The following is a 22803-nucleotide window of genomic DNA, read 5'->3' on the forward strand; positions in this document are numbered from 1 at the left end:
TTAGCCGGCGTTCTGTCGCGTCCTGGGGTTGTATGTCGATTCTCGAGCTTTTTTTCATCATGGGCGCGGATCCCGGTGTCCTCGTGCTCAGTCGTTACGACCCGCAGTTGGTACTGTTGTCGCTGGCGATTGCCGTATTCGCCGCCGGTATGGCACTGCAGCTGGCTGGCGAGGCGCGCGACAATTCGCATCCACTCGCTCGGCAGATCACCATCTTCACCGGTTCGCTTGCCCTTGGCGGCGGTATCTGGTCCATGCACTTCCTTGGCATGCTCGCATTCGAGCTATGCGCGGCGGTGCGTTTCGACCTGGGCGTAACCCTGTTGTCCATGTTGCCGAGCTTGGCCGCTTCCTGGGTCGCCCTGAGCCTGCTGGCGCGGCGTGACCTGAGCCTGCCGCAATTGTGTGTGGGCGGCGTGCTGGTCGGTGCCGGTATAGGCGCCATGCATTACAGCGGTATGGCTGCGATGCAGATGGCACCGCTGCTGCGTTATGACCCCTGGATGTTCGCCCTGTCGATCGTCGTCGCGGTCGCCTTGGCCATCCTGGCGCTATGGGTGCGTTTCGGCCTGGAGGGACGCTTGCCGACGCGTTGGGCGTTGATGCTGAGCGCTCTGGTGATGGGGCTGGCGATCAGCGGCATGCACTACACTGGCATGGCAGCGGCGCGCTTCGTAGGCACGCCCGAGTCGCAAACGCCGATGGCCGTGGTCGACAGTGGTTACATCGCCATTGGCATCACGCTGTTGACCGTCGCGCTGACGATCTTCGTCGTGGCCGCCAACACGCTGCTGCGTTACCGGCACATGAGCCATCAACTCAAGGCCAGCGAACAGCACCTGCGCTCCATCTTCGATACCGCGCTGGACGCGATCATCACGGTCGATCATACCGGTACGTTACGTTCTGCCAACCGCGCGGTGTTGCGTCTGTTCGGCTGGACGCCAGAGGAGCTGGTTGGTTTGCACATGAGCACGCTGGTGCCTGCTCGCCTTATCGATAAGGTGGAAGGACTGGTGGCCGATTACCTGCGCACAGGACAACTGACGATGATGTCGGGTGAGCAGGAGCTGGTCTGTCTGACCCGTGAGGGCGAAGAGAAACCGGTGCGCATCAGTGTCGGCATTACCCATGCTGGCAGTCGTCCGCTGTTCGTGGTGTTCGTGGCTGACATCAGCGAACGCCAGCATATGGAAATGGCTCTGCGCCGAAGCGAGCAGCAATACCGCTCGCTGATCAGCAACATTCCCGGCGTCTCGTTCCGCTGCCTGCTGGACCGCAACTGGAGCATGCTGTTCATCAGCGATGCGGTGGAAAAGCTGACGGGCTATAGCGCCGATGACTTCATCAGTCGTCGCTGCTCGATTGCCGACCTCTATCACCCGGACGATTACCAACCTACCGCCGATCAGGTGGTCGCCGCTATCGAGGAGGGGCGCAACTACACGGTCGAGTATCGCCTGTTCGACCGTGAGGGGCATGAGCACTGGATCTGGGAAAGCGGCAGCGCGGTCTGTGACGAGCAGGGCGTTCCGCGATGGATCGACGGCGTGCTCATCGATCAGACCGAGACCAAGCGGCGTAATGCCGAGTACGAAGGCAAGGTAACGGCGATCAGCAAGGCCATGGCGTTGGTCGAATTCGACCTCGATGGCAATATCCTCGAAATCAACGGAAACGCGCTGGCCTTGTTTGGTTATGACCGCGAAGAGGTGGTCGGCCATCACCATGCCATGTTCTGCGCCCCTGAACTGGTTGCCAGTGATGCCTATCGCGAGGTCTGGGCAGAGCTGCGAGCTGGGCAATTCCGTACGGGCGAATACCGGCGCCTTGCCAAGGGCGGTCGGGAAGTATGGATTCAGGCCAGCTACAACCCGATCCTCGATACCGATGACAAGCCGTTCAAGGTCGTCAAGTTGGCCACTGACCTGACTCCCCGCCGTGTGATGGAGCAGGATTTGCGTGCTGCCCGTGATCGTGCCGAGGCGGCCGCTGCCGCCCGCAGCAGCTTCCTGGCCAATATGAGCCATGAAATTCGTACGCCCATGAACGCCATCATCGGTTTCACCGACCTGCTGCTGGAAACGCCGCTGTCGCCCGATCAGCGCCGCCACCTGAGTACGGTGCAGCATTCGTCGCGTTCGCTGCTGGGGCTGCTCAATGACATTCTCGATACTGCCAAACTCGACCGTGGCGCCATCGAGCTGGAGCAACTGGATTTCTCCCTGCGCGAGCTGTGCGAACAGGTGGTCGCAACGCAGCGCCTGACGGCAGAGAGCAAAGGGTTGCAGCTACACCTGGATTACCCGAGCACGGTTGGCGACTTTTTCAGCGGCGACCCATTGCGGTTGCAGCAGGTGCTGACCAACCTGCTGGGCAACGCGGTCAAGTTCACTCAGCAGGGTGAGGTGCGCCTGAAGGTGTCCGGCGAGCCGGGAGCCATGCGCCTGGCGGTGAAGGACACCGGTATCGGTATCGCCGCGGATCGGCTGGAGAAGATCTTCGAGCCTTTCGCTCAGGCTGACGCCTCGATGAGCCGGCGCTTTGGCGGTACCGGACTCGGTACCACCATCTCGCGACAACTGGTCGAGCTAATGGGCGGGCGTTTGAAGGTGGAAAGTACCGAGGGGCAGGGCAGTTGCTTCAGTGTCGAGCTGCCGCTGCGTGCCGGCAAACGCCTGGCGTCGCAACAGCGTGCGGTACTGCCGGAACTTGGCCAACTGAACATTCTCGCCGCCGATGATGTGCCGCAGAACCTGGAGCTGCTGCAACTATTGCTGGAAAGCCTTGGGCATCGTGTGCGTTGCGTGGCCGACGGGGAGGGTGCGCTGCAGGCTTTCGCTGAAGAACACTTCGACCTGATCTTGATGGATGTACAGATGCCGGGTGTCGATGGTCTGGAGGCCTCACGGCGCATTCGTCAGTTGGAGGCACGCGAGGCCCGCGAGCCAGTGCCGATCATCGCACTCACCGCCAGCGTGCTCGACCAGGACCGCCAGGCTGCACTGGATTCGGGCATGAATGCTTTCGCTTCCAAACCCCTGGATCTCAATGCGCTGCTGTGGGAGGTGGCGCGTCTGCTCGGCTTGACCGAGGTGCCGAGCGCCGTAGTGAGTGCCTCCCGTGTTGCCGACGTCGGGATGTTCGATTGGGTGCGCGGCAGTAACCTTTGGGGCGGACCGCTGCGTATGGCGCAGGCGATTGGCGTGTTCATCGCTGAACAGAATGATCTGGTCACGCGCATGAATCAGCTCGTGGCTTCACGGCAGTGGGATGATGGGCGAGCGCTCGCGCATCGTTTGCATGGGGCGTCCAGCAACCTGGCGTTGACGCAGCTGACCACTCTCGGGCGGGCTATCGAACAGGCGTTCGAGTCTCAGGACGAACACGCGCTTGGCGTGCTGCTCGGCGAACTCGAGCAGGCGCTGCATGCTGTCCGCGAGAGCGTGCCGCAGGCGCCTGAGGATGTCTCCGAAGGAGAACCTGCGAGTGCTGATTTAGGCTTGCTGAGTGGCCAGGCACGCCAGCTGCGTATCGCCCTTGAGCGTGGCGCCCTTGACGATGCCAGCCTGGCGGCGATGGAGCAGGCTGCACGCGGTACGTCCTGCGCCGGTCTGGTGAATGACCTGCGCCAGGCGCTGGATAATTTTGATTTCGACCAGGCATTGCGGCTGCTCGATCAACTGTTGCTGCAATTGCAGGACGAGGAAACCACCCCATCATGACCCTGGCTGCCGATACCCGCCCACTATTGTTGCTGGTCGACGACGAACCGACCAACCTGCAGGTGCTGCGTCATATCCTGCAGGACGACTATCGCCTGTTGTTCGCCAAGGAGGGGGTACGCGCGCTGGAAATGGCCGAACGCGAGCTGCCTGACCTGATCCTGCTGGATGTGATGATGCCGGGCATGACCGGCTATGAGGTATGCGAAGCGCTCAAGGCGAACCCACTGCTGCAGGCGATTCCGGTGATATTCATCACCGCCTTGGGCGATGTTGACGACGAAACCCGTGGCTTCGAAGTCGGCGCGGTGGACTACATCACCAAGCCGGTTAGCCCGCCCATCGTCCGCGCTCGCGTGCGAACTCACCTGTCGCTGGTGGGGGTCGATGAGCTCAGGCAGACCCGCCTGCAGATCGTCCAGCGCCTGGGCATGGCGGCTGAGTACAAGGACAACGAGACCGGCCTGCATGTAATTCGCATGAGCCATTTCTCCAAGGTGCTGGCACTGGCTGCGGGCTTCAGCGAAAGCGCTGCCGAGGAGCTGCTCAACGCTGCGCCGATGCATGATGTCGGCAAGATCGGTATCCCCGATGCCGTGTTGCGCAAGCCGGGCAAGCTCGACGATCAGGAATGGCAGGTGATGCGGCAGCATGTCGAGATCGGTGCGCGGATTATCGGTGAGCACAGCTCCGGGCTGCTGCGCACGGCGCAACGGATCGCCCTGTCGCACCACGAGAAATGGGACGGCAGCGGCTATCCCAATGGCCTGCGCGGCGAAGACATTCCACTGGAGGGACGCATCGTCGCCATCGCCGATGTGTTCGACGCGCTGACCAGTGTGCGGCCCTACAAGCAGGCCTGGCCGGTGGAGGAGGCAGTGGCCTTCTTGCGTGAGCAGAGTGGGCGGCATTTCGATCCGCGCCTGGTCGAATTGTTCATTGGTTGCCTGCCGGAAATCCTGCTCATCAAGGAGCGTTGGGCCGAGCATTCGGCGGCTTGAAACGTCCTGTCTAAAACCTTCCCGTTGCCGACTTGGTCATTGTCGACGACGCAGCTATTGTTAGGGGCCTACCATTGCCAAGGGCAGGCCTCATCATGCAGAAGAAGACACTGGTTCCCTTGTTGTGCGCGGCATTCGCCGGTCTTGCCGATGCGGCCGTCGTGACCAAGCCGATTTCCTATGAGATCGAGGGCGAGGCTTTCGAGGGTGTGCTGGTTTATGACGACTCGGTGACAACCCCGCGCCCCGGTTTGTTAGCCGTTCCCAACTGGATGGGCGTCAACCAGGACACCGTGGCCAAGGCGGCGCGCGCAGCCGGCGACAAATACGTGGTGTTCGTTGCCGACATGTACGGCAAGGCCATTCGTCCCAGCAACGCTGAGGAGGCAGGCGCCGCGGCCGGCAAGGTACGCGCCGACCGCCCGCTGATGCGCAAGCGCGCCCAGGCAGCGGTCGATGTGCTCAAGGCGCAAAGCGGCGAGGTGGCGCTGGATCTCGACAGACTCGGCGCCATTGGCTTCTGCTTCGGTGGTGGCACGGTACTGGAGCTGGCCCGTTCGGGCGCGCCGCTGAAGGGCTTCGTCTCCTTCCACGGCAACCTGGATACACCCAACCCGGCCGATGCCAAGAACATCAAGGCGCCGGTACTGGTACTGCATGGTGCGGACGATCCGGCCGTGCCGCAGGAGCAGGTCGACGATTTCGTCTCGGAAATGAAGGCTGTCAAAGTGGATTGGCAGTTGGTGAGCTACGGCGGCGCCGTGCACTCGTTCACTAATCCCAAGGCCAACGTGCCTGGTCGCAACGAATACCACCCGGTTGTTGCTGCGCGGGCATTCAAGGCGATGAACGATCTGTTCGATGAGGTATTCGCCGAGCAGTGACACGCGGCTTTGCCGCGCGTTGAACGAAAGGCTGCGCCCAATGGGCGCAGCCTTTTTTCATCTCACTTCGCTGGCAGCACGGCGATGTCGATGATGCCGTCCGGCAGATCCGCGACGTCGCCCAGGGTGGTGGGCTTGCCGCTGTCCAGATCCAGCTTGTGCAGGGTCTTGCCGGTCAGCACGTAGGCCGTGTTGCCACCCTTGCCGTCGCTGGCGATATCCATCGCCGCCGCTTTGAGGCCGTCGGCGACCTTGCCGACTTCCTGCTGTACGCCATCGTTCGGCGGGTTCTGCAGCATCAGGCTGCCGCTGGCCAGGTCGATGTTGTACAGCGCGGTGCTCTGTGTGCCGGCATAGGCATTGGTGTAGGCACCGGCGACCACCTTGGGTTGCTTGCCGGCGTAAGGGCCATCGGCGGCGTAGGCGACCTTGCCGTCTACGGCGACTTCACCCGTATCGACGTTTACCCGCAGGCTGGTGCCGTCCGGGCCGAGCAGGCGCAGGCGGTCGGCCACCGGGTTGAAGTCGACCACTGCCTGGCCGCTGCCAGCCAATGCGGTTTGCAGCTTGCTGCCTGCGGTCGCCTTACCGCTGGCGGCGTCCAGGGTGTAGAGCTGATCGGTACCGCTGAGGGCGTAGAGCTGACCGCTGGCCGGACGTACGTCCAGGCCGCGCAGGTCGCTGGCGCCGCTGACAGCCATGCTGCCGGTGACCTTGAGGCTGGCGACATCGACCTTGAACAGCTTGCCGTCGGCGCCCAGTGCAAGCAGTTCGGTGGCGCTGGCGGCACCTGCGCTCAGGGTCAGCAGGCCGGCGGTGCAAAGGGTAGTGATGCGTTTCATGGTTGTTCCTCATAAAGGTTTCAGCATCGAGACGAAGCCAGCTGGCCGGCTTCGCAGGTGCCTCGACGAAACACCTGTGAGCTATACCCGCGAGGAACGGGGTTGGATGTCGGCGGATGAAAATATTTTTTCGCAGGGTAATCGGGGGAGGAAAGCTGCCGGCCAGGCGGCCGGCAACCTGCTCAGTTGGCGCTGGCCAGCACGGCGCGACCGATATACAGCACCGGGCCGCTGGGGCGGTTGTAGGGCGAGCCGCCTGCCGGTTCGAGAGTCAGCTCGAACAACTGGCCGGCCTGTACGGCGCCGATTTGCTCGGCAGGCAGACGCAGCGGCTGGCCGGCTTCGACCAGGCCCAGCGAACGCGGGCCGTCGGCCGGGTCGATCAGCGTCCAGAACTGCAGTGCGCGACCGTCAGGAACCTGATCGGCGACCAGCGGATCGAGCGTCAGGGTGCCGTCACTGCTGACCTGGATCACCCAGCCCGGTTTGGCTGCCTCGCCTGGTTGTTGCAACACCACGGTATAACGTTCGCCGATGATGTCCGGGGCGCGCAACAGCGGCATCAGTACGGCGACCAGCAGCGCCATGGCCAGCGCGGCACTAGTCAGGCGCCAGGTCAGCAGGCTGTTCCACCAGTTGGCCAGCGGGCCAGGGCGCGGCTCGTCGAGGCCTAGACTCTGCCGAATGCGCGGCCAGAGCGCCGGGGAGGGTGCTTGTGCCGGCACTTGGTCGCTCAGTTCGAGAAAGTGCCGCTCCCAGTCCAGGGCCATGCGGGCGGCCTGTTCATCCTCGTCGATCAACTGGCGCACTTCGGCAGCCTCCTGTTCTTCGAGCAGACCGAGCAGGTATTCGCCGATCAGGGCGCGGCGTTCTTCGGGATCGTGCGGAGTCATGCTTGCAGACACTCCTGCAGCGCGCGCAGGCCGGCGCGGATACGGCCTTTGATGGTGCCCAGCGGTATGCTCAGGCGACTGGCGATCTGCTCGTGGGTCAGACCACGGTAGAACGCCAGCAGGATTGGGTGACGTCGCGGCTTTTCCAGACGCTGCAGGCAGCGACGCAGCAGGCGCTGTTCGGATTGCTCAAGCGCCTGCGCTTCGGCCTGCGGGCTATCGTCCAGTACGCGTTCGATGAGTTCATCGTCGACTTCGGCATGCCGGCCGCCACTGCGCAGGGCATTGAGTACGCGGTAGCGCAGGATGCTGTGTACCCAGGCGCGGCCGCTACCGAGCTCGCGTCTGAAACGCGCAGCGTGTTGCCAGATGCGCACGAAAGCGTCATGCAGGCAGTCCTCGGCAACGTCGCGTCGCCCCAGCATGCTGATGGCCAGGCCAAGCAGTTGCCCGGCCTCTTGCCGATAGAGCGCCTGGAAGGCACGCTCGTCTCCGCGTGCACAGGCTTCCAGAGTGCTTTCGTAATCGAACTCGCGATCTGCCATGGGTCATCCGTTGGCCTGAGAAATCCGCATGCAGCTTATACCCACCAGCAAGCGCGCTGGATCACGCAGGCGTAACAAAAAAACCGGTGCAGAGAACTATCAGCGTTTACAGGCCATAAGCCTCATCGAGCGACACCCAGCGTTCCAGTGGGCCCTTGCGTGACGCGTAGCGGATCAGCAGCCAGTTTTGCTGTTGGTCCAGCACCTCGCAGACGTCACCCTCGATCAGGTACGCCCTGGTCCGGCTCGCTTCGTCCGGGCGCTGGTGGAGATACAGACGTGCGTTGGGAACGGCCCAGGTCTGTGGCTTATCGTCATCGTCTAGAGCACGACTGGCTATGGTATTGCCCTGAGGGTCGAGCGTCCTCTCGAACACCGGGAAGAACACCGGGACGTCCGGGTCGTAGCCTTGGTTGACGTGCAGGGTCTTGTACAGCCATGGGGCGCCCGACTCATCGAAGCGATAGGCGTCATAGTACCAGCGTGGTCCGCTGCGGCAGTGACTGTAGAGCGCTCGCTCTTCATGGTTGGGCTGCAGCTCCGACAACCACGGACAGTTGGCGCGCTCCATCAGCGAGGGCGGCATATGTAACTGCTCGAAGCGGCGCAGGGCCGGACGGTAGAGATAAATATGGTAGGCGGAGTTGACCATCCCGACTGGCACGCGGATCGCCAGATCCGGATAACCGTCGAAATCGTAGTCCTCGATATCGAAGCTTGGCGCCTCTGCATCGTTGCCTTCGGGAATGTCCAGTTCGAGGCGGCTGCCGTCGGGCTGCTGCAGAAAATAGCGTTCGCCTTGCTGCTGTACCTGGGCATGTTGTTCCGGTTCTGGTTCGAAGCGGGGGAGGTCGGCCACGGCCAGCGTGGGCAACAGCAGCAGGCCGAAGAGGGGGCGATAGAGGGGCAAGAGGGCAGTCCTTTGCGAGTGACAGGCGCTTTGTGCGCCTGTCGTCATTGGCGTCAGCGTGGCAGTTCGATGCGGGCGGTTTCACCGGGTACCTGAGGCCAGTCCCCAGCGGCCCAGCGCTTGCGCGCCTGGTCGATCAGCTCCGCGCTGCTGGCGACGAAGTTCCAGTTCATCCGTCGTGGCCCGATGGGCTCGCCGCCGATCAGCGCCAGGTGGCACTCGCCGCAGGCGCTGAGCAGTGGCGTTTCACCCGCCGGAATCACCGCCATGGCGTGAGCAGGCAGCGTTTCGCCGTCCAGCTCGGCTTCGCCTTCGATCAGGTACAGGGCGCGCTCGCTGTGCTCGTTTGGGATCAGCAGGCTGGCCCCGGCCGCCAGCCGTAGCTCGGCGTAAAGCGTCGGTGAGCGAACCGGTACCGGCGACTCGAGACAGAAACCGGTGCCGGCGATCAGGGTGATCTGCACCCCCATGGCATCGCTGCGTGGCAACGATCCGGCAGGGTGGTAGCTGTAGGCAGGCTCGCACTGTTCCTCGGCTTCCGGCAGCGCCAGCCACACCTGCAGGCCGTGCGTGCGTTTGTTCTGTCCCAACTGCGAGGGCGGCGTGCGTTCGACATGGGCCACTGCTCGCCCGGCAGTCATCCAGCTGACGTCACCAGGGCCGACCAGTTGGTCGGAACCCAGGCTGTCCTTGTGCTGCAACTGGCCTTCGAACAGATAGGTGAGGGTGGACAGGCCGATATGCGGATGCTGGGCAATGTTCAAGCCGCTGCCGGCCGGGTAGTCCTGCTCGAGCATGTGATCGAAGAAGACGAAGGGGCCGATGCTGCGAAAACGCGCTGAGGGCAGGGGGCGCAGGATCGGCTGGCCGGCGATGTCTTCGGCGCGTGGGCGGATAAGCTGCAGCTCGCTCATGCCTGGGCTCCGGCCAGACGGGTTTGCACCTGGATGTCGGTGGTGGTCATCAACTTGTGAATGGGGCATTTGTCGGCGACGCGCAGCAATTGCTGGCGCTGCGCATCGTCCAGCGGCCCCTTGAGCGACAGCTCCACGATCAGGCGGTAGTTGCCTTGACGTTCTTCGCTGTCGTCACGCTCGACGCTGACGTCGATGCCTTCCAGCGGCAGGCCGCGCTGGCGTGCGTAGAGCAGCAGGGTCATGGCTTTGCAGGTGCCGAGCGACGCGTCGAACAGGTCGTGCGGGTCGGGGCCGACCCCGTCGCCGCCAAGTTCGGGCGAAACGTCGCCGAGCAACTGGTGAGAACCGATTTCGATCTGCTGCTGCAGACCCTTGCTGTTATGAATACGGATCATGGCGCTTCCTTGGTAGGCGTGACGGCAATGTCCGCCAGCCTAGCCCAGGCCGCCCCGATCACACCAGTGCCGACAGCCGTACGTCGGCGCCCAAGACGCGCAACAGGCGTCTGTGTCCATCGACGATGGGCACGGACACGGTAAAGCAGAAGTCATCGGTCGCCGAAGAGCGATAGACCTGGGTGATGTGTGGCTCCATCTGTTCGGCAACGGCACGAAACCAGGGGCGCTGGCTCCAGTCGCGGCCGCGACAACTGGGACTTTCGCTGTGTGCCACATCGGCGGCGAAGATGTTCTCGGAAATCTGCACACCGCGGTTGTCGACCAGGTAGAACAGCTCGAAACGGCTGTCGCGCGCGAGGGTCTCGCCGAGCAGGCGTTCAGCTGCTGCCATGTCGCCGGCCAGTTCGGAGCGTGTCGCCAGCAGCTCGACGCTGGCACGCACGGCTGCGTGAATTTCCAGGCGGAAGTCACCCAGCCCGGCAAGCAGACGGTCGCCGTCCTCACGTACGGCCTTGCTGTGATGCAGTACCTGGCCGGCCTTGCCAAGCAGCTCGCCCGCGACCTGGGCGATGCTTTGTACGTCACCGTTGATCGAGCGCACGGCCTGGCCGATCTGCTCGGTGCCCGCGGCGATCTGCCCGACCTGGGCGTCCAGGCGATCCATGGCCTGGCGCGTGCTGTCCAGGCCCTGGCTGACCGCGAGGATGCCGCTGCGGCCGTCGGCCACGGCCTGGTTCATATGCTGGCCGGCATCGCCAAGCTGGTACATGCCTTCACGAAAGCGTTCGATGATGTCACTGACTTGTCCGGTCGCGTCGGTGGTATGGCCGGCTAGGCGGCGTACCTCTTCGGCGACGACGGCGAAGCCGCGGCCATGGTCGCCAGCGCGAGCGGCCTCGATGGCGGCGTTCAGGGCCAGCAGGTTGGTCTGCTGGGAGATGCTGGCAATCACGCCGATGACCTTGCTCACTTCATCCAGTTGTCCGGCCAGTTGCCCGATTACCTGAGCCAGCTGCGCTTCGCTGGCATCGATCACTTCGACCTGGCGCAGCACAGCCTGACCACTCTGCTGGCATTGCCGCAGGGTGGCCGAAACCTCGGCGGACAGCCGCGCGACCTCGCCGGCACCAGGCACAAGCTCGGCATCCAGCGTGGTGGTGACTTGTTCGCTGGCGCTGGCGATCAGCTCCGAGGACTGCGCCAGGGTCTGCCCGCTCTGCTGGTTGGCGGCGGCAATACGCGCCAGTTCCGGCGCGTGTGCGGCGATGCCGACGGCAGCGCCGAGGCTGGTGCGTATGCGTTCCTGAAGGCTGGCGCTGAAGTCGTTCAGGCGCACCATCCACTGATAGTGTTCCGGCAGGCGGATGGTGAGGTCGTGCTGATGGAAGAGTGCATCCAATGCGATGTCGCCTTCGGTCTTACGGGCCGGCTTGCGCAGTAACTGCAACATGATGATTCCCCTGTCTGATCTGACGAGGGCATTGCAAGCCAGGTGCCATCATTCGCCGGCGTTTCCCTGGCCGCTAGGCGCCGTTAGCAGGCTATCGATGTACTGCATTGGTGCGCGCTTCGCTCGTGTGTTTCATCGCGGTGCGTAAGGTGCATGGGGGCCCCGCCGAACTTGGCCTGCGAGTCGGCGGTCTATGCTGCTCGAACCGTCAGGAGGACTCGCTTTGCTCAAATCTCGAACGATGCCATGGATATTCGCGCTCAGTGCGATGATCGCCTGCAGTGCTCAGGCCAGGGAATACCGTTATAGCGACGCCCATCTGCACTACGTCGACTTCTTCCAGGAAAGTGCGGGCATGGATGAGCTGCTGGAGAAGATGGCGCAGAACAACGTCGATCACGTGATGTTCTCCGGCATCCCGGTGGCCAAGAAGTGGGACGAGGACGAGCCCAAACGTCCGCGCTATTACGCGGGTGACGATGCCAATGCCTATTGGTACAGCGCCACCGATGTGTTCATCGCCGACGCCTACAAGCGTTTGCCGGCCGAGCAACGCAAACGCTTCCACCCGTTTCTTTCCGGCTTCAACCCCAATGACAAGAACGCCGATGCCCATATTCGCCGCATGCTGGAGCTCGACCCTGGCCTGTGGCAGGGCATCGGCGAAGTCTTTACTCGGCATGACGACCTCACCGCGCTGATTCATGGCAGTGCTCCCCGTGCCAACAATGAGGCGCTGGCGCGGGTCTTTCACCTGGCTGCCGAATACGACCTGCCGGTGATGCTGCACTCGAACATCACCTCCAAGCGGGAGCGTGAGCCGATCTACCTGGAGGAAATCGAGGCGCCGCTGCGCAACCATCCGCATGTACGTTTCATCTGGGCGCATGCTGGCACCAGTGCCGAGATCCACCGTCACCAGGAGAAGCTCGATTTCCTCATGGACACGGTCGAACGCATGCTGGGTCAATACCCGAATCTGTACATCGATCTGTCCTGGACCATGTTGCGGCCCTATTTACTGGACGAAAATGGCAAGCCCGACGAGAAATGGGTGCATCTGGTCAGCAGCTATCCGGAGCGCTTCATGTTGGGGTCGGACGTGGTTGGGCGCTTCGGCAACCTGGGCGAGTACATGAAAGGTTTCGATCCCTTCCTCGATGCATTGCCCGAGGATGTCGCGCACAAGGTCGCGCGCGACAATTTCCTGTCCATTCTGCCGCGCCGGGTGCAGGCCGAGCTGGATCGATAGCAGGGTTGTCATCAGGCTGTCACTCGGGCGTCATAGGCTCGCGCTCATCTCAACGAGGAGCGCACCATGCATTACACCCGAGTGGCCATGATGGCCGGTCTATTCGCCTGGGTAGGCCTGAGCCAGGCCGAGGTTCGCGTAGAAGGGCCGGTGGAATACGGCATCTTCAGCAGCCAGTACCAGGATTTTCAGCCGGGCGAGCGCGTGCTGACGCGCGGCGACCAGGCCATCCAGCGCACCGAACAGATTCCCGCCAAGCTCGGCACCAAGTTCGGCATGCGCTACAGCCTGGCCGGCAAGCGTGAGGGCGACGCGCCGCTGACGTTGCTGTACCTCACGCCTGGGGTGGTCACCGCGGATGGCCAGCGTCACGACAAGTTCGAAGTGCAGCAGAAGCTGGTAGTCGGTGCGCCGCAGGACGTGATGGCCTTCGAATTCACCGAGCATCACGAAGTGGTGCCCGGTGAGTGGCACTTCATCGTCTACCAGGGCGACCGCAAGCTCGCCGAGCAGCGCTTCACGGTGCGTTGATCAGAGCAGGATGATCGTCCAGGTCAGGACGACCACCAGCAGCGCGACCATCTGCGCCGCGCTGCCCATGTCCTTGGCCTGCTTGGACAGCGGGTGCAGGTTCAGCGAGATGCGGTCGACCACTGCCTCGATGGCGGAATTGAGCAGCTCTACTACCAGTGCCAGCAGCGGCACGATCACCAGCAATACGCGCTCGGTGCGGCTGACATCGACCAGACAGGCCAGCGGCAGCAGTAGCAGGTTCAACCAGACCAGTTGACGGAAAGCCGCTTCGCCCTGATAGGCCGCGCGCAGCCCGGCCAGCGAGTAGCCGGTGGCGTCGAGGATGCGCGCCAGGCCGCGGCGGCCCTTGAACGAGAGAGCGTCGAGATCGGAGCTTTCGTTCATGGATGCAGCCCGCCCCATGGGGCGTTCCGCGCTTGCTGGTAGGCCTGGCGCAGGTAACTCATGTCCGCCTCGGGCATGGCGCCACGGTGTCGGTCCAACTGGCCCAGATCGCGCCGCGAGGCGCTGGCGACCCGCCAGCGGCGTCGGCTTTTTTCCAGATCCAGGAGGGCGATATCCACGTCGCCATCGCTACGGGCTTTGACGAACAGGTGCTTGGCGTAGCAGCAGCCGTGTTGCCAGCCGCCCAGGTGCAGGCGCGCCAGCGTTACGGCCAGGCGTTGCAGCATGACCTGGTTGAGCTGCTGCGTACGGGGCTCGTCGTACCACTGCTCCAGGCTGACGAAGCCTGGCAATGCTTCGGTGACCAGCAATGCCTGCCAGTGCCCGGCCTGCTTGCGGGCCGAGCAGTAAACGATGTTTGGTGTGCGAATGCCGAGGCGGGCAAAGGCGCGATAGGCCTGCAGCTCGCGCAGAATGGTCGGCCTGCCCAACGGGTGGCGCAGCGAGCGATAGGTATGCCCACTCTGGTACTTGCAATACAGCAGCGGCCTGTTGCTGTCCCAGTGTTGCAACAGACGAACGCCGCTTTCACCGCCACGTCGCTGGTTGGCTGGTTCCACCCATTCGCCAGGGCTGTGCCACCAGCGATCGAACTCGGTAGAGGGCAGGGCGGCCAGCGCCTGTTCGCTGAGGATTCCCATGTCAGGCCACCTTGCGCAGCACGTAGGTGCGCCACATGGCATAACCGGGCAGGAAGTCCAGGTGGTCCAGGATGGCGAAGCCGGCCTGGTGGAACTCATCCTCCACCGTCTTGCGGGGAACGACGAAGCGGTTCTGGTTCTCCGTAGCCCGGCCTTGAGCGGCGCGCCGGGCCTCCAGGCGCCGGCGTTTCCAGGCCTTGTAGTTGCCGTCGACCCACAGCGAGACGATCACCGTGTCGCGGCTGACGCGATGAAACTCGCGAAGGATGGCCAGCCGGTGTTCGCTCGACTCGATGTGATGCAGCAGGCGGATGCAGAAGATGCAGTCCACCGCATTGCTCCCCAGGTCGATATCGAAGGCCGAGGTGCGGAAGCTGTTGACTCGTGCGACGACCTCGGGAGCTTGTGCGGCGCGGGCTGTGGCAAGCATGTCGGCCGAGTTGTCAGCGGCGAAGATCACCCGGTTCGGCTGCTCGCAGAGCATTGGCCAGAAACGGCCAGCGCCGCAGGGCAGGTCGAGCACCAGATTCGGCTGATCGGCCATCTGCAATGCACGACGCGCGACCTGGACATCACGCCAATGCGACAGGCGCCTGGACAAGCCGTCCTGATGCTTGTGCAGATATTGCTGGGCGTGCTCGAAATCGTACTTGCGGGAGAAATCCAGTTCGATGGGGCTGGGCTTGGGCATGACGAACGTCCCTTGATGGATACGTTCGTTACCTTAGAGAGCCGCATATCAAGGTCGCGTCAAAGGGGCGTGAAAATTTCGTCAAGCATCCTCCTCGTTCAACGTGACGCGGAAGCGGGTGCTGCCAGGTTCACTCTGCAGGCTTACGCTCCAACCCTGCTTGGCACAGATGCGTTTGACCAGCGAGAGACCCAGGCCGAGACCTTCGCCACGGGCCTGCGCGCCACGCACGAATGGCTGGAAGATGCGCTCGTGCTGCTCGGCGGGAATACCGGCGCCGCTGTCCTCGATGCGAAATGCGCCCGGCTCGAGAATCAGGCGCACCTCGCCACGCTCGGTGTAGTGCAGGGCATTGCGTAGCAGATTGGCCATCACCGTGGCGAGAAAGGTCGCGTTGTAGCGCCCGTCATCCTGGCCTTCCTCGATAAGCTGGAAATCCAGTCCCTTTTCCTTCATCAGTGCGCCCCAGCGGCTGGCCTGCTCCTGGGCGACGGCTGCCAGGCCTCGATCACCGACCAGGACGGCTTCATTGGTCTTGTCGCGAGCCAGCTGCATGAACGTCTGCACCAGTTCGCGCATTTCCTCGCTGGCGCGGGCAATACGGGCCACCTGTTCTTTTTCGCGTGGGCTCAACGGCGCCTCACTCAACAGTTCGCAGGAGGTGGCGATGACCATCAGCGGTGTGCGTAGCTCGTGGCTGACGTCGCTGGTGAACAGGCGTTCTCGCTCCAGTGACTGGCGCACCTGGCCTAATGTGCTGTCGAAGGCGGCGGCCAGTTGGCCGATTTCATCGTTGGGGTAGTCGGGCGCCAAGGGGGGCGCCAGTGGGTGCAACTGGTCGCGGTGGCGTACCTGCTGGGCGAGCCGACTGATCGGCGCCATCACCTTGCGCGCCATCATCAGGCCCAGGCCCCAGGCGGCGATCACGGTGAGCAGGAAACCCGCCAACACCACGTTGAACAGTGCGTTTTCCCGTGCTTCGAACTCCTGCTGCTCCTGCACCAGCAGGTAGGTCTCGCCATTGATCTTCTGCACGTAGACGTAATACGCCTCATCGCCGCTGACGACCTCGTTGAAACCTTCCTGCAGCCCATCGTATTCGGGCGGAATCGCATAGTCGGGGTAGTTGGACGAGAAGAAACGGGTGCTGGAGTCCAGGCGCGGAGGGCGTCCCTGGCGGATATCCTCGTTCAGCGTTTCGCCCAACTCGCGGCTCATCTCCTGGGAAACCAGGTGTTCCTCGATGAAATGCACCACGCCGACGATACTCAACGAGAACAGCCCGCTGACCACCGCAGTCATCAGGATGAAGGCGATCAGAATGCGCCGCTCGAACGGCTGCTTAGACAGCATCGGCGCTCTCCGCCAGGCGATAACCGACCCCGTGAATGGTGTGCAGCAGCGGCGTGGGGAAGGGTTTGTCGAGCACCTGGCGTAACTGGTGGACATGGCTGCGCAGGCTGTCACTGTCCGGGCAGTCGTCGCCCCACAGGGCTTCTTCCAGCGCTTCACGGCGTACCACTGCCGGGCTGCGTTGCATGAGGATGGCCAGCAGCTTGAGGCCCAACGGGTTGAGCTTGAGCAACTGACCGGCGCGACTGACGTGCAGGGTATCGAGGTCGTAGTTGAGATCGGCGACCTGCAACTGACGTTTGCGACTGCCGCGGCTACGGCGCAGGATCGCTTCGATGCGCGCTACCAGTTCGGAGAGGGCGAAAGGCTTGATCAGGTAGTCGTCAGCGCCGGCGTTGAGCCCCTGCAGGCGGTCATCCAGCGCATCGCGCGCGGTGAGCATGAGGATCGGCACCTCGCTGCGGCCGTCCTCGCGCAGGCGCTTGCACACCTGATAGCCGTCGATGCCTGGCAACATGATGTCCAGCACGATCAGGTCGTAGTGGCCGCTGCTGGCCAGGTGCAGGCCGCTCAGACCGTCCTGCGCGCAGTCGACGGAAAAGCCCTTGAGCTGCAAATAGTCGAGCACGTTGGCGAGGATGTCTCGGTTGTCTTCGATGACCAGAATGCGCATCGCGGGTTATTCCTGGGTTTGACGATTTTTTCACACGGCTTTGACGAGAGGCTCACAGCTCGCCTCGCAGACTGCGGCTCGTTCATCCTACAAGGATCATACGATGCCACGGCTCCATTACGCGCAACTTCGTTATCTGTCGATCATTCTGCTGGCCTGGCTGGCGGTTTTCTTCCTCACTCGTAGCGTGCTGCTGATCGCGCATCTGAGCGATGCCGGTGTCACCCTGTCGAACCTGCTGGGTCTGTATGGCGTCGGTCTGGTCTACGACCTGAGCTTCCTGGTCTACGCCGCCGCGCCGCTGGCGCTTTACCTGTTGCTGTGTCCTGCCTGGTTGTGGCGGCGCCGTTGGCATCAGCGTCTGTTGATCGTCCTGGCGGCCGTCAGCCTGTTCGCCATGTTCTTCACAGCGGTGGCCGAATGGCTGTTCTGGGACGAGTTCGGCGTGCGTTTCAACTTCATTGCCGTGGACTACCTCGTGTACTCCAAAGAGGTCGTCGACAACATTCTCGAGTCCTACCCGATCTATCCGTTGCTGGCGCTGTTGGCGGTCTTGGCCATCGGCTTGACCGTAGCGCTGCGTCGGCCGTTGCATGCGGCGTTGCAGGCGCCGCGTTTGCCACGACTGCGTGCGGTCTATGCACTGGTCATGCTGGCATTGCTGGTCGGGCTGTGCAGCGGCCTGGTAGGGCAGGATGCGCCGCGCAGCCTGGGCGGCAATACCTACCAGCGTGAGCTGGCGAGCAATGGCCCGTACCAGTTCTTCGCGGCGTTTCGTAACAACGAGCTGGACTATCAGCAGTTCTACGCCACCTTGCCCGATGCTGCGGTGGCCGAGCAGTTGCGCGCCGAAGTAGCCGAGCCCAATGCGCGCCTCATCGGCAGTGACCCGCAGGACATCCGCCGGGTGATCGACAACCCCGGCAAGGCACGCAAGCTCAACGTGGTGCTGGTCACCATCGAGAGCCTGAGCGCCAAATACCTGGGCAGTTTTGGCGATACCCGTGGGTTGACCCCGAACCTGGACGAGTTGCGCAAGCACAGTCTGGTGTTCACCAACTTCTACGCCACGGGTACGCGCACCGACCGCGGTTTGGAGGCGCTGACTCTGTCGGTACCGCCGACTCCGGGGCGCTCCATCGTCAAGCGTATCGGCCGCGAATCCGGCTATGCCAGCCTGGGCCAGCAGTTGGGCGCGCAGGGTTACGACAGCGTCTTCGTCTACGGCGGGCGCGGATACTTCGACAACATGAACGCATTCTTCGGCGGCAATGGTTATCGCATCGTCGATCAGAGCAGCGTCGATGAGTCCGAGATGAGCTTCCAGAATGCCTGGGGCATGGCCGACGAGGATCTCTACCATCAGGCGCTGAAGGTGGCTGATAGCGACCATGCGGCCGGCAAGCCGTTCTTCCTGCAACTGATGACCACCTCCAACCATCGGCCCTATACCTACCCGGACGGGCGTATCGACATCGCCTCCGGCGAGGGCCGTGAGGGTGCGGTGAAATACACCGACTACGCCATCGGCCAGTTCCTGGCGCAGGCGCGCAGCAAGCCCTGGTTCGACAACACGCTGTTCGTCTTCGTCGCCGACCACACTGCAGGCAGTGCCGGGCAGGAAGACCTGCCCGTGGCCAACTACCACATCCCGTTGTTCGTCTACTCGCCGAAACACATCAAGCCTGCCGAGTACGCCGACGTGGCCAGCCAGATCGACGTAGCGCCGACACTGCTTGGGGTGCTCAACCTGGATTACGTGTCCACCTTCTTCGGTCGCAACCTGCTACGCGCCGACCACGCTCCTGGGCGGGCACTGCTCGGCAACTACCAGCACCTGGGCCTGTTCGATGGGCAGAACCTGGCGATTCTCAGCCCGCGCCAGGGCATGCGTCGCCACGACGATGCTCTGGGCCTGAGCCATGAGTGGCGGGTGAATGATGCCGATCCGCTGTTGCGGCGCGACATCGCCTACTACCAGGGCGCGAGCCATGCCTTCGGCAAGCGGCTGATCGCCTGGCAACCCGAGATCCAGCCGGGCCAGCAGCTCAGCCAGCGCTAAGGAGTGAATATGTCGTCTCGTTATTTCGATTTTCGCCTGGCGCTGGGTATACCGCTGCTGCTGATGGCGTTGTTGCTGGTAGTCGATCCCAGCCCCGTGGACTTCGCCCTGGCCCGTCTGTTCTACGAACCTGGGCTGGGCTTCATCGGCCGTAGCAGTTTCTGGCTCGAAGACATCCTGCATGACCGTGCCAAGCAGGCGATTATCGTGCTCGGTGTGCTGGCCATCGCTGGCTTTCTGCTCAGCCTGATGCCGACACGGCTGCGTGCCTGGCGTCGACAGCTTGGTTATCTGGTACTGGCGCTGGGCCTGTCGACTTCGGTGGTCACGCCGCTGAAGACCCTGACCGGCATGCATTGCCCCTGGAGCCTGAGCGAGTTTGGCGGCCAGGAGCAGTTCACCCCGCTGCTGAGCGAGCGCGCACCCACCGCCAACCCCGGCCGATGCTGGCCAGGCGGGCATGCCTCGGCAGGATTCTCGCTGCTGGCACTGTTCTTCGTCTTGCGCGACCGCCGCCCGCGTGCCGCGCGAATCGCGCTGGTGGTGGCGCTGGGGCTGGGTTCGCTGTTCTCCCTGGGGCGGATGTTGCAGGGCGCGCACTTTCTCTCGCACAACCTCTGGACGCTGCTGATCGACTGGGTGATCTGCGTACTGACCTATCGCTGGCTGCTTTACCGGGCGCCTGTCGCACAAAGCGCAGGAAATCAGGTGGTCTGGGGAGAAACCTGCCGATGAACAGATTCCAGCAGGGCTTGCGCCTGGCGTTGGCCGCCGTGGTTTTCTTCAGTGCGCTGTTGGCGCTGCCCTTGAGCATGGCGTGGGGCGCGACGACATCGGCGGCGCCCCTGCAGGGCGTGCGCCCAGCCAACTGGGCACAGCAACTGGATACCCGCATCAACCTGTATCGCATGACTCCGGATCTGTACCGCAGCGCATTGCCTGCGGCGCGGGACTGGCCACAACTGCAGGCGCTCGGTATTGCCACGGTGATCAACTTCTATCAGCGTGGGGACGAGCAATGGCTGGGTGACCCGCGCGTTCATCAGGTTCACCTACCGTTGCGCACTGATCGTATCGATGACACCGACGTCATCGAGGTACTGCGCAGCATCCGCCAGGCGCAGAGCCGCGGCACGGTGCTGATTCACTGCAAACATGGGCAGAACCGTACCGGGCTGATCGCTGCCCTGTACCGGGTGATCTACCAGAACTGGAGCAAGGAGCAGGCGTTGGCAGAAATGCGCGGTGGCGGCTTTGGCGGCGAAGAGCGTATGGGCGACGCCGAGCGCTACCTGCGCGACGCTGACATTCCGGCGTTGCGTTCAGCATTGGCCACAGGTGCCTGCAGCACCAGCGCATGGGCGCTGTGCGCGCTCAAGGATCGGCTGCTCGGTGCAATCGAGGGGGTATGAAGTCATGAAGGTCGCGCGTTTGCTGATCTGTGGCCTGTCGTTGCTGGTCTTGCTGGGGTGTCAGAGCCTGCGCGAGCAGATGCTGGCGGAGAACTATCCGCCGACCTTCGTCGACGGCTTCGAAGCCGGCTGCAGCAGTGGTCGCTCAGCGGCGGGTCCGCTCGGCCAGTTTGCCAAGGACGTACCTCGCTACCAGTACGAGCCGTTGTATGCCCTGGGGTGGGACGATGGCTTTCGGCAGTGCGAGCGTGTCCAGCGCGTCTATGATTGGACAGAGCGTCAAGATGATCAGTGGCGCGATCAAGAGTGGCGTCAGCATGTCGACCAGGCTATGGCCAGGGCGCTGCGGCGTTAGGGATTTCTTTCTTGCTTATCAAGCACACAGGGATGGCGTCGATAAGAAAGAAGGGATTGGCGCAATCTCAAAGGTCCTATGCCAGGTAAGGCACCGGATATCTCGATTGAGCGCGTAATGGGAGTTTCACAAAATGTCACTGCGTGATCTGTCTATTGCCCCTCGGGCAGCTCTGGGATTTGGATTGGTTGCTCTGTTGGTTGTACTGCTCGGGATTTTTTCACTGATGCAGATGGGGGCGATGCGGGAGAAGTCCAACGAGATCAACGTCAACTGGTTGCCTAGTGTGTTGGCCATTGGTGATGTGAATGCCAACGTGCTGCGTTTGCGTGCCATTACTCTGCGTCTGACCCTCAATCGTGACTCAACGCAGGTGCAAAATAATCTGCGTCTGGCTGAGGAGTTGCGCTCATCGCTTGGCAAGAACCAGGGCATTTATGAGCAATTGATTTCCAGCGCCGAAGAGCGGGCGATCTATGACGAGTTCAAGCGTGTCGAGGCGGCATACCTGCAGGAACAGGGCCGAATAATGGAGGCAGCTCGTCAGGGCAATTTCGATGCTGCCATCGAGGTGGCTAGCGGCTCGCTCAACCAGCATGCCGACGACATGCTGCAGAATCTCGGCAAGCTGACCGAAATCAATCGGGTAAGCGCGCTGGCTGCCGGTGATACGGTTGCCGAGGTGACGGATTCTGCGCGTATCTGGGTGATCGGCATGATGATCGTGGCGACTCTGGCCACCGTGGTGCTGGCCCTGCTACTGACACGCAGCATCGTTGCGCCGCTGACGGAAGCGGTGCGGGTGGCCGAGGTGGTGGCCTCGGGAGACCTGACGCAGAACATTCATGCTGACGGAAGCGACGAGCCTGCGCGCTTGCTCAATGCCCTGAGAAACATGCAACAAAGCCTGCGCACCACCATCCAGAGCATTTCCGACTCATCCAATCAACTGGCCTCGGCCTCCGAAGAGCTGCATGCCGTCACCGAGGATTCGACGCGCGGTCTGCACCAGCAGAACACCGAGATCGAGCAGGCGGCCACCGCAGTGAACGAGATGACGGCGGCGGTGGAGGAGGTGGCGCGCAATGCGGTGAGCACCTCCGAAGCCTCGCGTGAATCCAACGTCACGGCCCAGCAGGGACGCGAGCAGGTACGCCAGACCGTCGATTCGATTGGCCAACTGGCGGCTGACGTCACCACCACTTCGGGCGAGGTGGAGCAGCTAGCCCAGCGTGTGCACGAGATCAGCAAGGTGCTCGATGTGATCCGCTCTATCGCCGAGCAGACCAACCTGCTGGCGCTCAACGCGGCCATCGAGGCTGCGCGGGCCGGCGACGCTGGCCGTGGCTTCGCCGTGGTGGCCGACGAGGTAAGGGCTTTGGCACATCGCACCCAACAGTCGACCCAGGAAATCGAACAGATGATCGGTGGTATTCAGAGTGGGACAGATCGCGCCGTCAGCGCCATGCAGAGCAGCAACGGTCGTGCTCGTTCCACGTTGGAGGTGGCTCAGGCTGCTGGCGTTGCGCTGGAGCAGATCGCCCAGGCGATTTCCTCGATCAACGAGCGCAACCTAGTGATCGCCAGCGCTTCCGAGGAGCAGGCGCAGGTGGCGCGCGAGGTGGATCGCAATCTGGTCAATATCCGCGACCTGTCGATGCAGACCTCGGCGGGCGCCAATCAGACCAGTGCAGCCAGTCAGGAGCTGTCGCGCCTGGCGGTCGATTTGAACAACCTGGTAGCGCGCTTCAAGGTCTGATGCGTTTGGCCACGAAACGAAAACGGCGCCCGAAGGCGCCGTTTTCTTTACCACAGCAGCAG

The 22803-nt window shown here is 62.9% G+C and carries 22 protein-coding genes; 10 read left to right on the forward strand and 12 right to left on the reverse strand.

Going from position 1 to position 22803, the window contains the following annotated elements:
- Positions 1-83 precede the first annotated feature (83 nt).
- From EL191_RS11240 to EL191_RS11250, 3 genes are all read left to right on the forward strand, one after another.
- Positions 84-3725 carry a PAS domain S-box protein gene (locus EL191_RS11240; protein WP_232005526.1) on the forward strand — a complete coding sequence of 1214 codons (3642 nt, stop codon included), beginning with the start codon at positions 84-86 and terminating at the stop codon, positions 3723-3725.
- Entirely contained in the window at positions 3722-4726 is a 1005-nt protein-coding gene (locus EL191_RS11245; RefSeq protein ID WP_041979466.1) for a response regulator, read from the forward strand. Before EL191_RS11240 ends, EL191_RS11245 begins: the two co-directional genes overlap by 4 nt.
- 95 nt (positions 4727-4821) lie before the next feature.
- Positions 4822-5610, forward strand: a complete 789-nt coding sequence (locus EL191_RS11250; protein WP_041979463.1) for a dienelactone hydrolase family protein — start codon at positions 4822-4824, stop codon at positions 5608-5610.
- Positions 5611-5672: 62 nt separating this feature from the next.
- On the opposite strand, the gene EL191_RS11255 is transcribed toward EL191_RS11250, so the two are convergent.
- From EL191_RS11255 to EL191_RS11285, 7 genes are all read right to left on the reverse strand, one after another.
- The gene (locus tag EL191_RS11255; RefSeq protein ID WP_041979460.1) at positions 5673-6452 is read right to left on the reverse strand and encodes a DUF4394 domain-containing protein; all 780 of its coding nucleotides are present in this window, start codon (positions 6450-6452) and stop codon (positions 5673-5675) included.
- 182 nt (positions 6453-6634) lie between these two features.
- Positions 6635-7345, reverse strand: a complete 711-nt coding sequence (locus tag EL191_RS11260; protein WP_041979458.1) for an anti-sigma factor — start codon at positions 7343-7345, stop codon at positions 6635-6637.
- Complete coding sequence (locus EL191_RS11265) at positions 7342-7890, reverse strand: sigma-70 family RNA polymerase sigma factor (RefSeq protein ID WP_041979455.1); 549 nt, start codon at positions 7888-7890, stop codon at positions 7342-7344. The genes EL191_RS11260 and EL191_RS11265 overlap by 4 nt, the downstream gene beginning before the upstream one ends.
- A 106-nt stretch (positions 7891-7996) precedes the next feature.
- Entirely contained in the window at positions 7997-8800 is an 804-nt protein-coding gene (locus EL191_RS11270; protein WP_041979452.1) for an XAC2610-related protein, read from the reverse strand.
- Between the two features lie 53 nt (positions 8801-8853).
- The gene (locus tag EL191_RS11275; RefSeq protein ID WP_041979449.1) at positions 8854-9714 is read right to left on the reverse strand and encodes a pirin family protein; all 861 of its coding nucleotides are present in this window, start codon (positions 9712-9714) and stop codon (positions 8854-8856) included.
- Entirely contained in the window at positions 9711-10112 is a 402-nt protein-coding gene (locus tag EL191_RS11280) for an OsmC family protein (protein ID WP_017360797.1), read from the reverse strand. The genes EL191_RS11275 and EL191_RS11280 overlap by 4 nt, the downstream gene beginning before the upstream one ends.
- Positions 10113-10170: 58 nt before the next feature.
- On the reverse strand, positions 10171-11565 hold the full coding sequence (locus EL191_RS11285; RefSeq protein WP_041979447.1) for a methyl-accepting chemotaxis protein: 1395 nt from the start codon (positions 11563-11565) through the stop codon (positions 10171-10173).
- Positions 11566-11806: 241 nt separating this feature from the next.
- Between EL191_RS11285 and EL191_RS11290 the strand changes: the two genes are divergently transcribed.
- Together EL191_RS11290 and EL191_RS11295 are read left to right on the forward strand one after the other, a co-directional pair.
- Positions 11807-12817 (forward strand): amidohydrolase family protein, encoded by a 1011-nt coding sequence (locus EL191_RS11290; protein ID WP_041979444.1) that lies wholly within the window; start codon positions 11807-11809, stop codon positions 12815-12817.
- Positions 12818-12883: 66 nt separating this feature from the next.
- Positions 12884-13348, forward strand: a complete 465-nt coding sequence (locus EL191_RS11295; protein WP_017360800.1) for a DUF3859 domain-containing protein — start codon at positions 12884-12886, stop codon at positions 13346-13348.
- Here EL191_RS11295 and EL191_RS11300 read toward each other — a convergent pair whose 3' ends face one another.
- From EL191_RS11300 to EL191_RS11320, 5 genes are all read right to left on the reverse strand, one after another.
- On the reverse strand, positions 13349-13735 hold the full coding sequence (locus EL191_RS11300; protein WP_041979442.1) for a diacylglycerol kinase: 387 nt from the start codon (positions 13733-13735) through the stop codon (positions 13349-13351).
- Entirely contained in the window at positions 13732-14436 is a 705-nt protein-coding gene (locus tag EL191_RS11305; protein ID WP_041979440.1) for a lipopolysaccharide kinase InaA family protein, read from the reverse strand. The genes EL191_RS11300 and EL191_RS11305 overlap by 4 nt, the downstream gene beginning before the upstream one ends.
- A 1-nt stretch (position 14437) precedes the next feature.
- A complete protein-coding gene (locus EL191_RS11310; protein WP_041979438.1) occupies positions 14438-15127 on the reverse strand; it encodes a class I SAM-dependent methyltransferase in 690 nt (229 codons plus the stop codon).
- An 81-nt stretch (positions 15128-15208) separates the two neighbouring features.
- The gene (locus EL191_RS11315; protein ID WP_013715412.1) at positions 15209-16480 is read right to left on the reverse strand and encodes a sensor histidine kinase; all 1272 of its coding nucleotides are present in this window, start codon (positions 16478-16480) and stop codon (positions 15209-15211) included.
- Positions 16470-17153, reverse strand: a complete 684-nt coding sequence (locus tag EL191_RS11320) for a response regulator transcription factor (protein WP_041979436.1) — start codon at positions 17151-17153, stop codon at positions 16470-16472. Before EL191_RS11320 ends, EL191_RS11315 begins: the two co-directional genes overlap by 11 nt.
- Before the next feature lie 103 nt (positions 17154-17256).
- Between EL191_RS11320 and EL191_RS11325 the strand changes: the two genes are divergently transcribed.
- The 5 genes from EL191_RS11325 (at position 17257) to EL191_RS11345 (ending at position 22741) form a co-directional block, all read left to right on the forward strand.
- Complete coding sequence (locus EL191_RS11325) at positions 17257-19215, forward strand: LTA synthase family protein (protein WP_041979434.1); 1959 nt, start codon at positions 17257-17259, stop codon at positions 19213-19215.
- A 9-nt stretch (positions 19216-19224) separates the two neighbouring features.
- Complete coding sequence (locus EL191_RS11330; RefSeq protein WP_041979431.1) at positions 19225-19950, forward strand: phosphatase PAP2 family protein; 726 nt, start codon at positions 19225-19227, stop codon at positions 19948-19950.
- Entirely contained in the window at positions 19947-20627 is a 681-nt protein-coding gene (locus EL191_RS11335; protein ID WP_041979429.1) for a phosphatase domain-containing protein, read from the forward strand. Before EL191_RS11330 ends, EL191_RS11335 begins: the two co-directional genes overlap by 4 nt.
- A 4-nt stretch (positions 20628-20631) precedes the next feature.
- On the forward strand, positions 20632-20982 hold the full coding sequence (locus tag EL191_RS11340) for a hypothetical protein (protein WP_041979426.1): 351 nt from the start codon (positions 20632-20634) through the stop codon (positions 20980-20982).
- A 133-nt stretch (positions 20983-21115) separates the two neighbouring features.
- Positions 21116-22741 (forward strand): methyl-accepting chemotaxis protein, encoded by a 1626-nt coding sequence (locus tag EL191_RS11345; RefSeq protein ID WP_041979423.1) that lies wholly within the window; start codon positions 21116-21118, stop codon positions 22739-22741.
- The last annotated feature ends 62 nt before the right edge of the window (positions 22742-22803 follow it).

It is taken from the genome of Pseudomonas mendocina (genome assembly GCF_900636545.1).
GTDB lineage: Bacteria > Pseudomonadota > Gammaproteobacteria > Pseudomonadales > Pseudomonadaceae > Aquipseudomonas > Aquipseudomonas mendocina.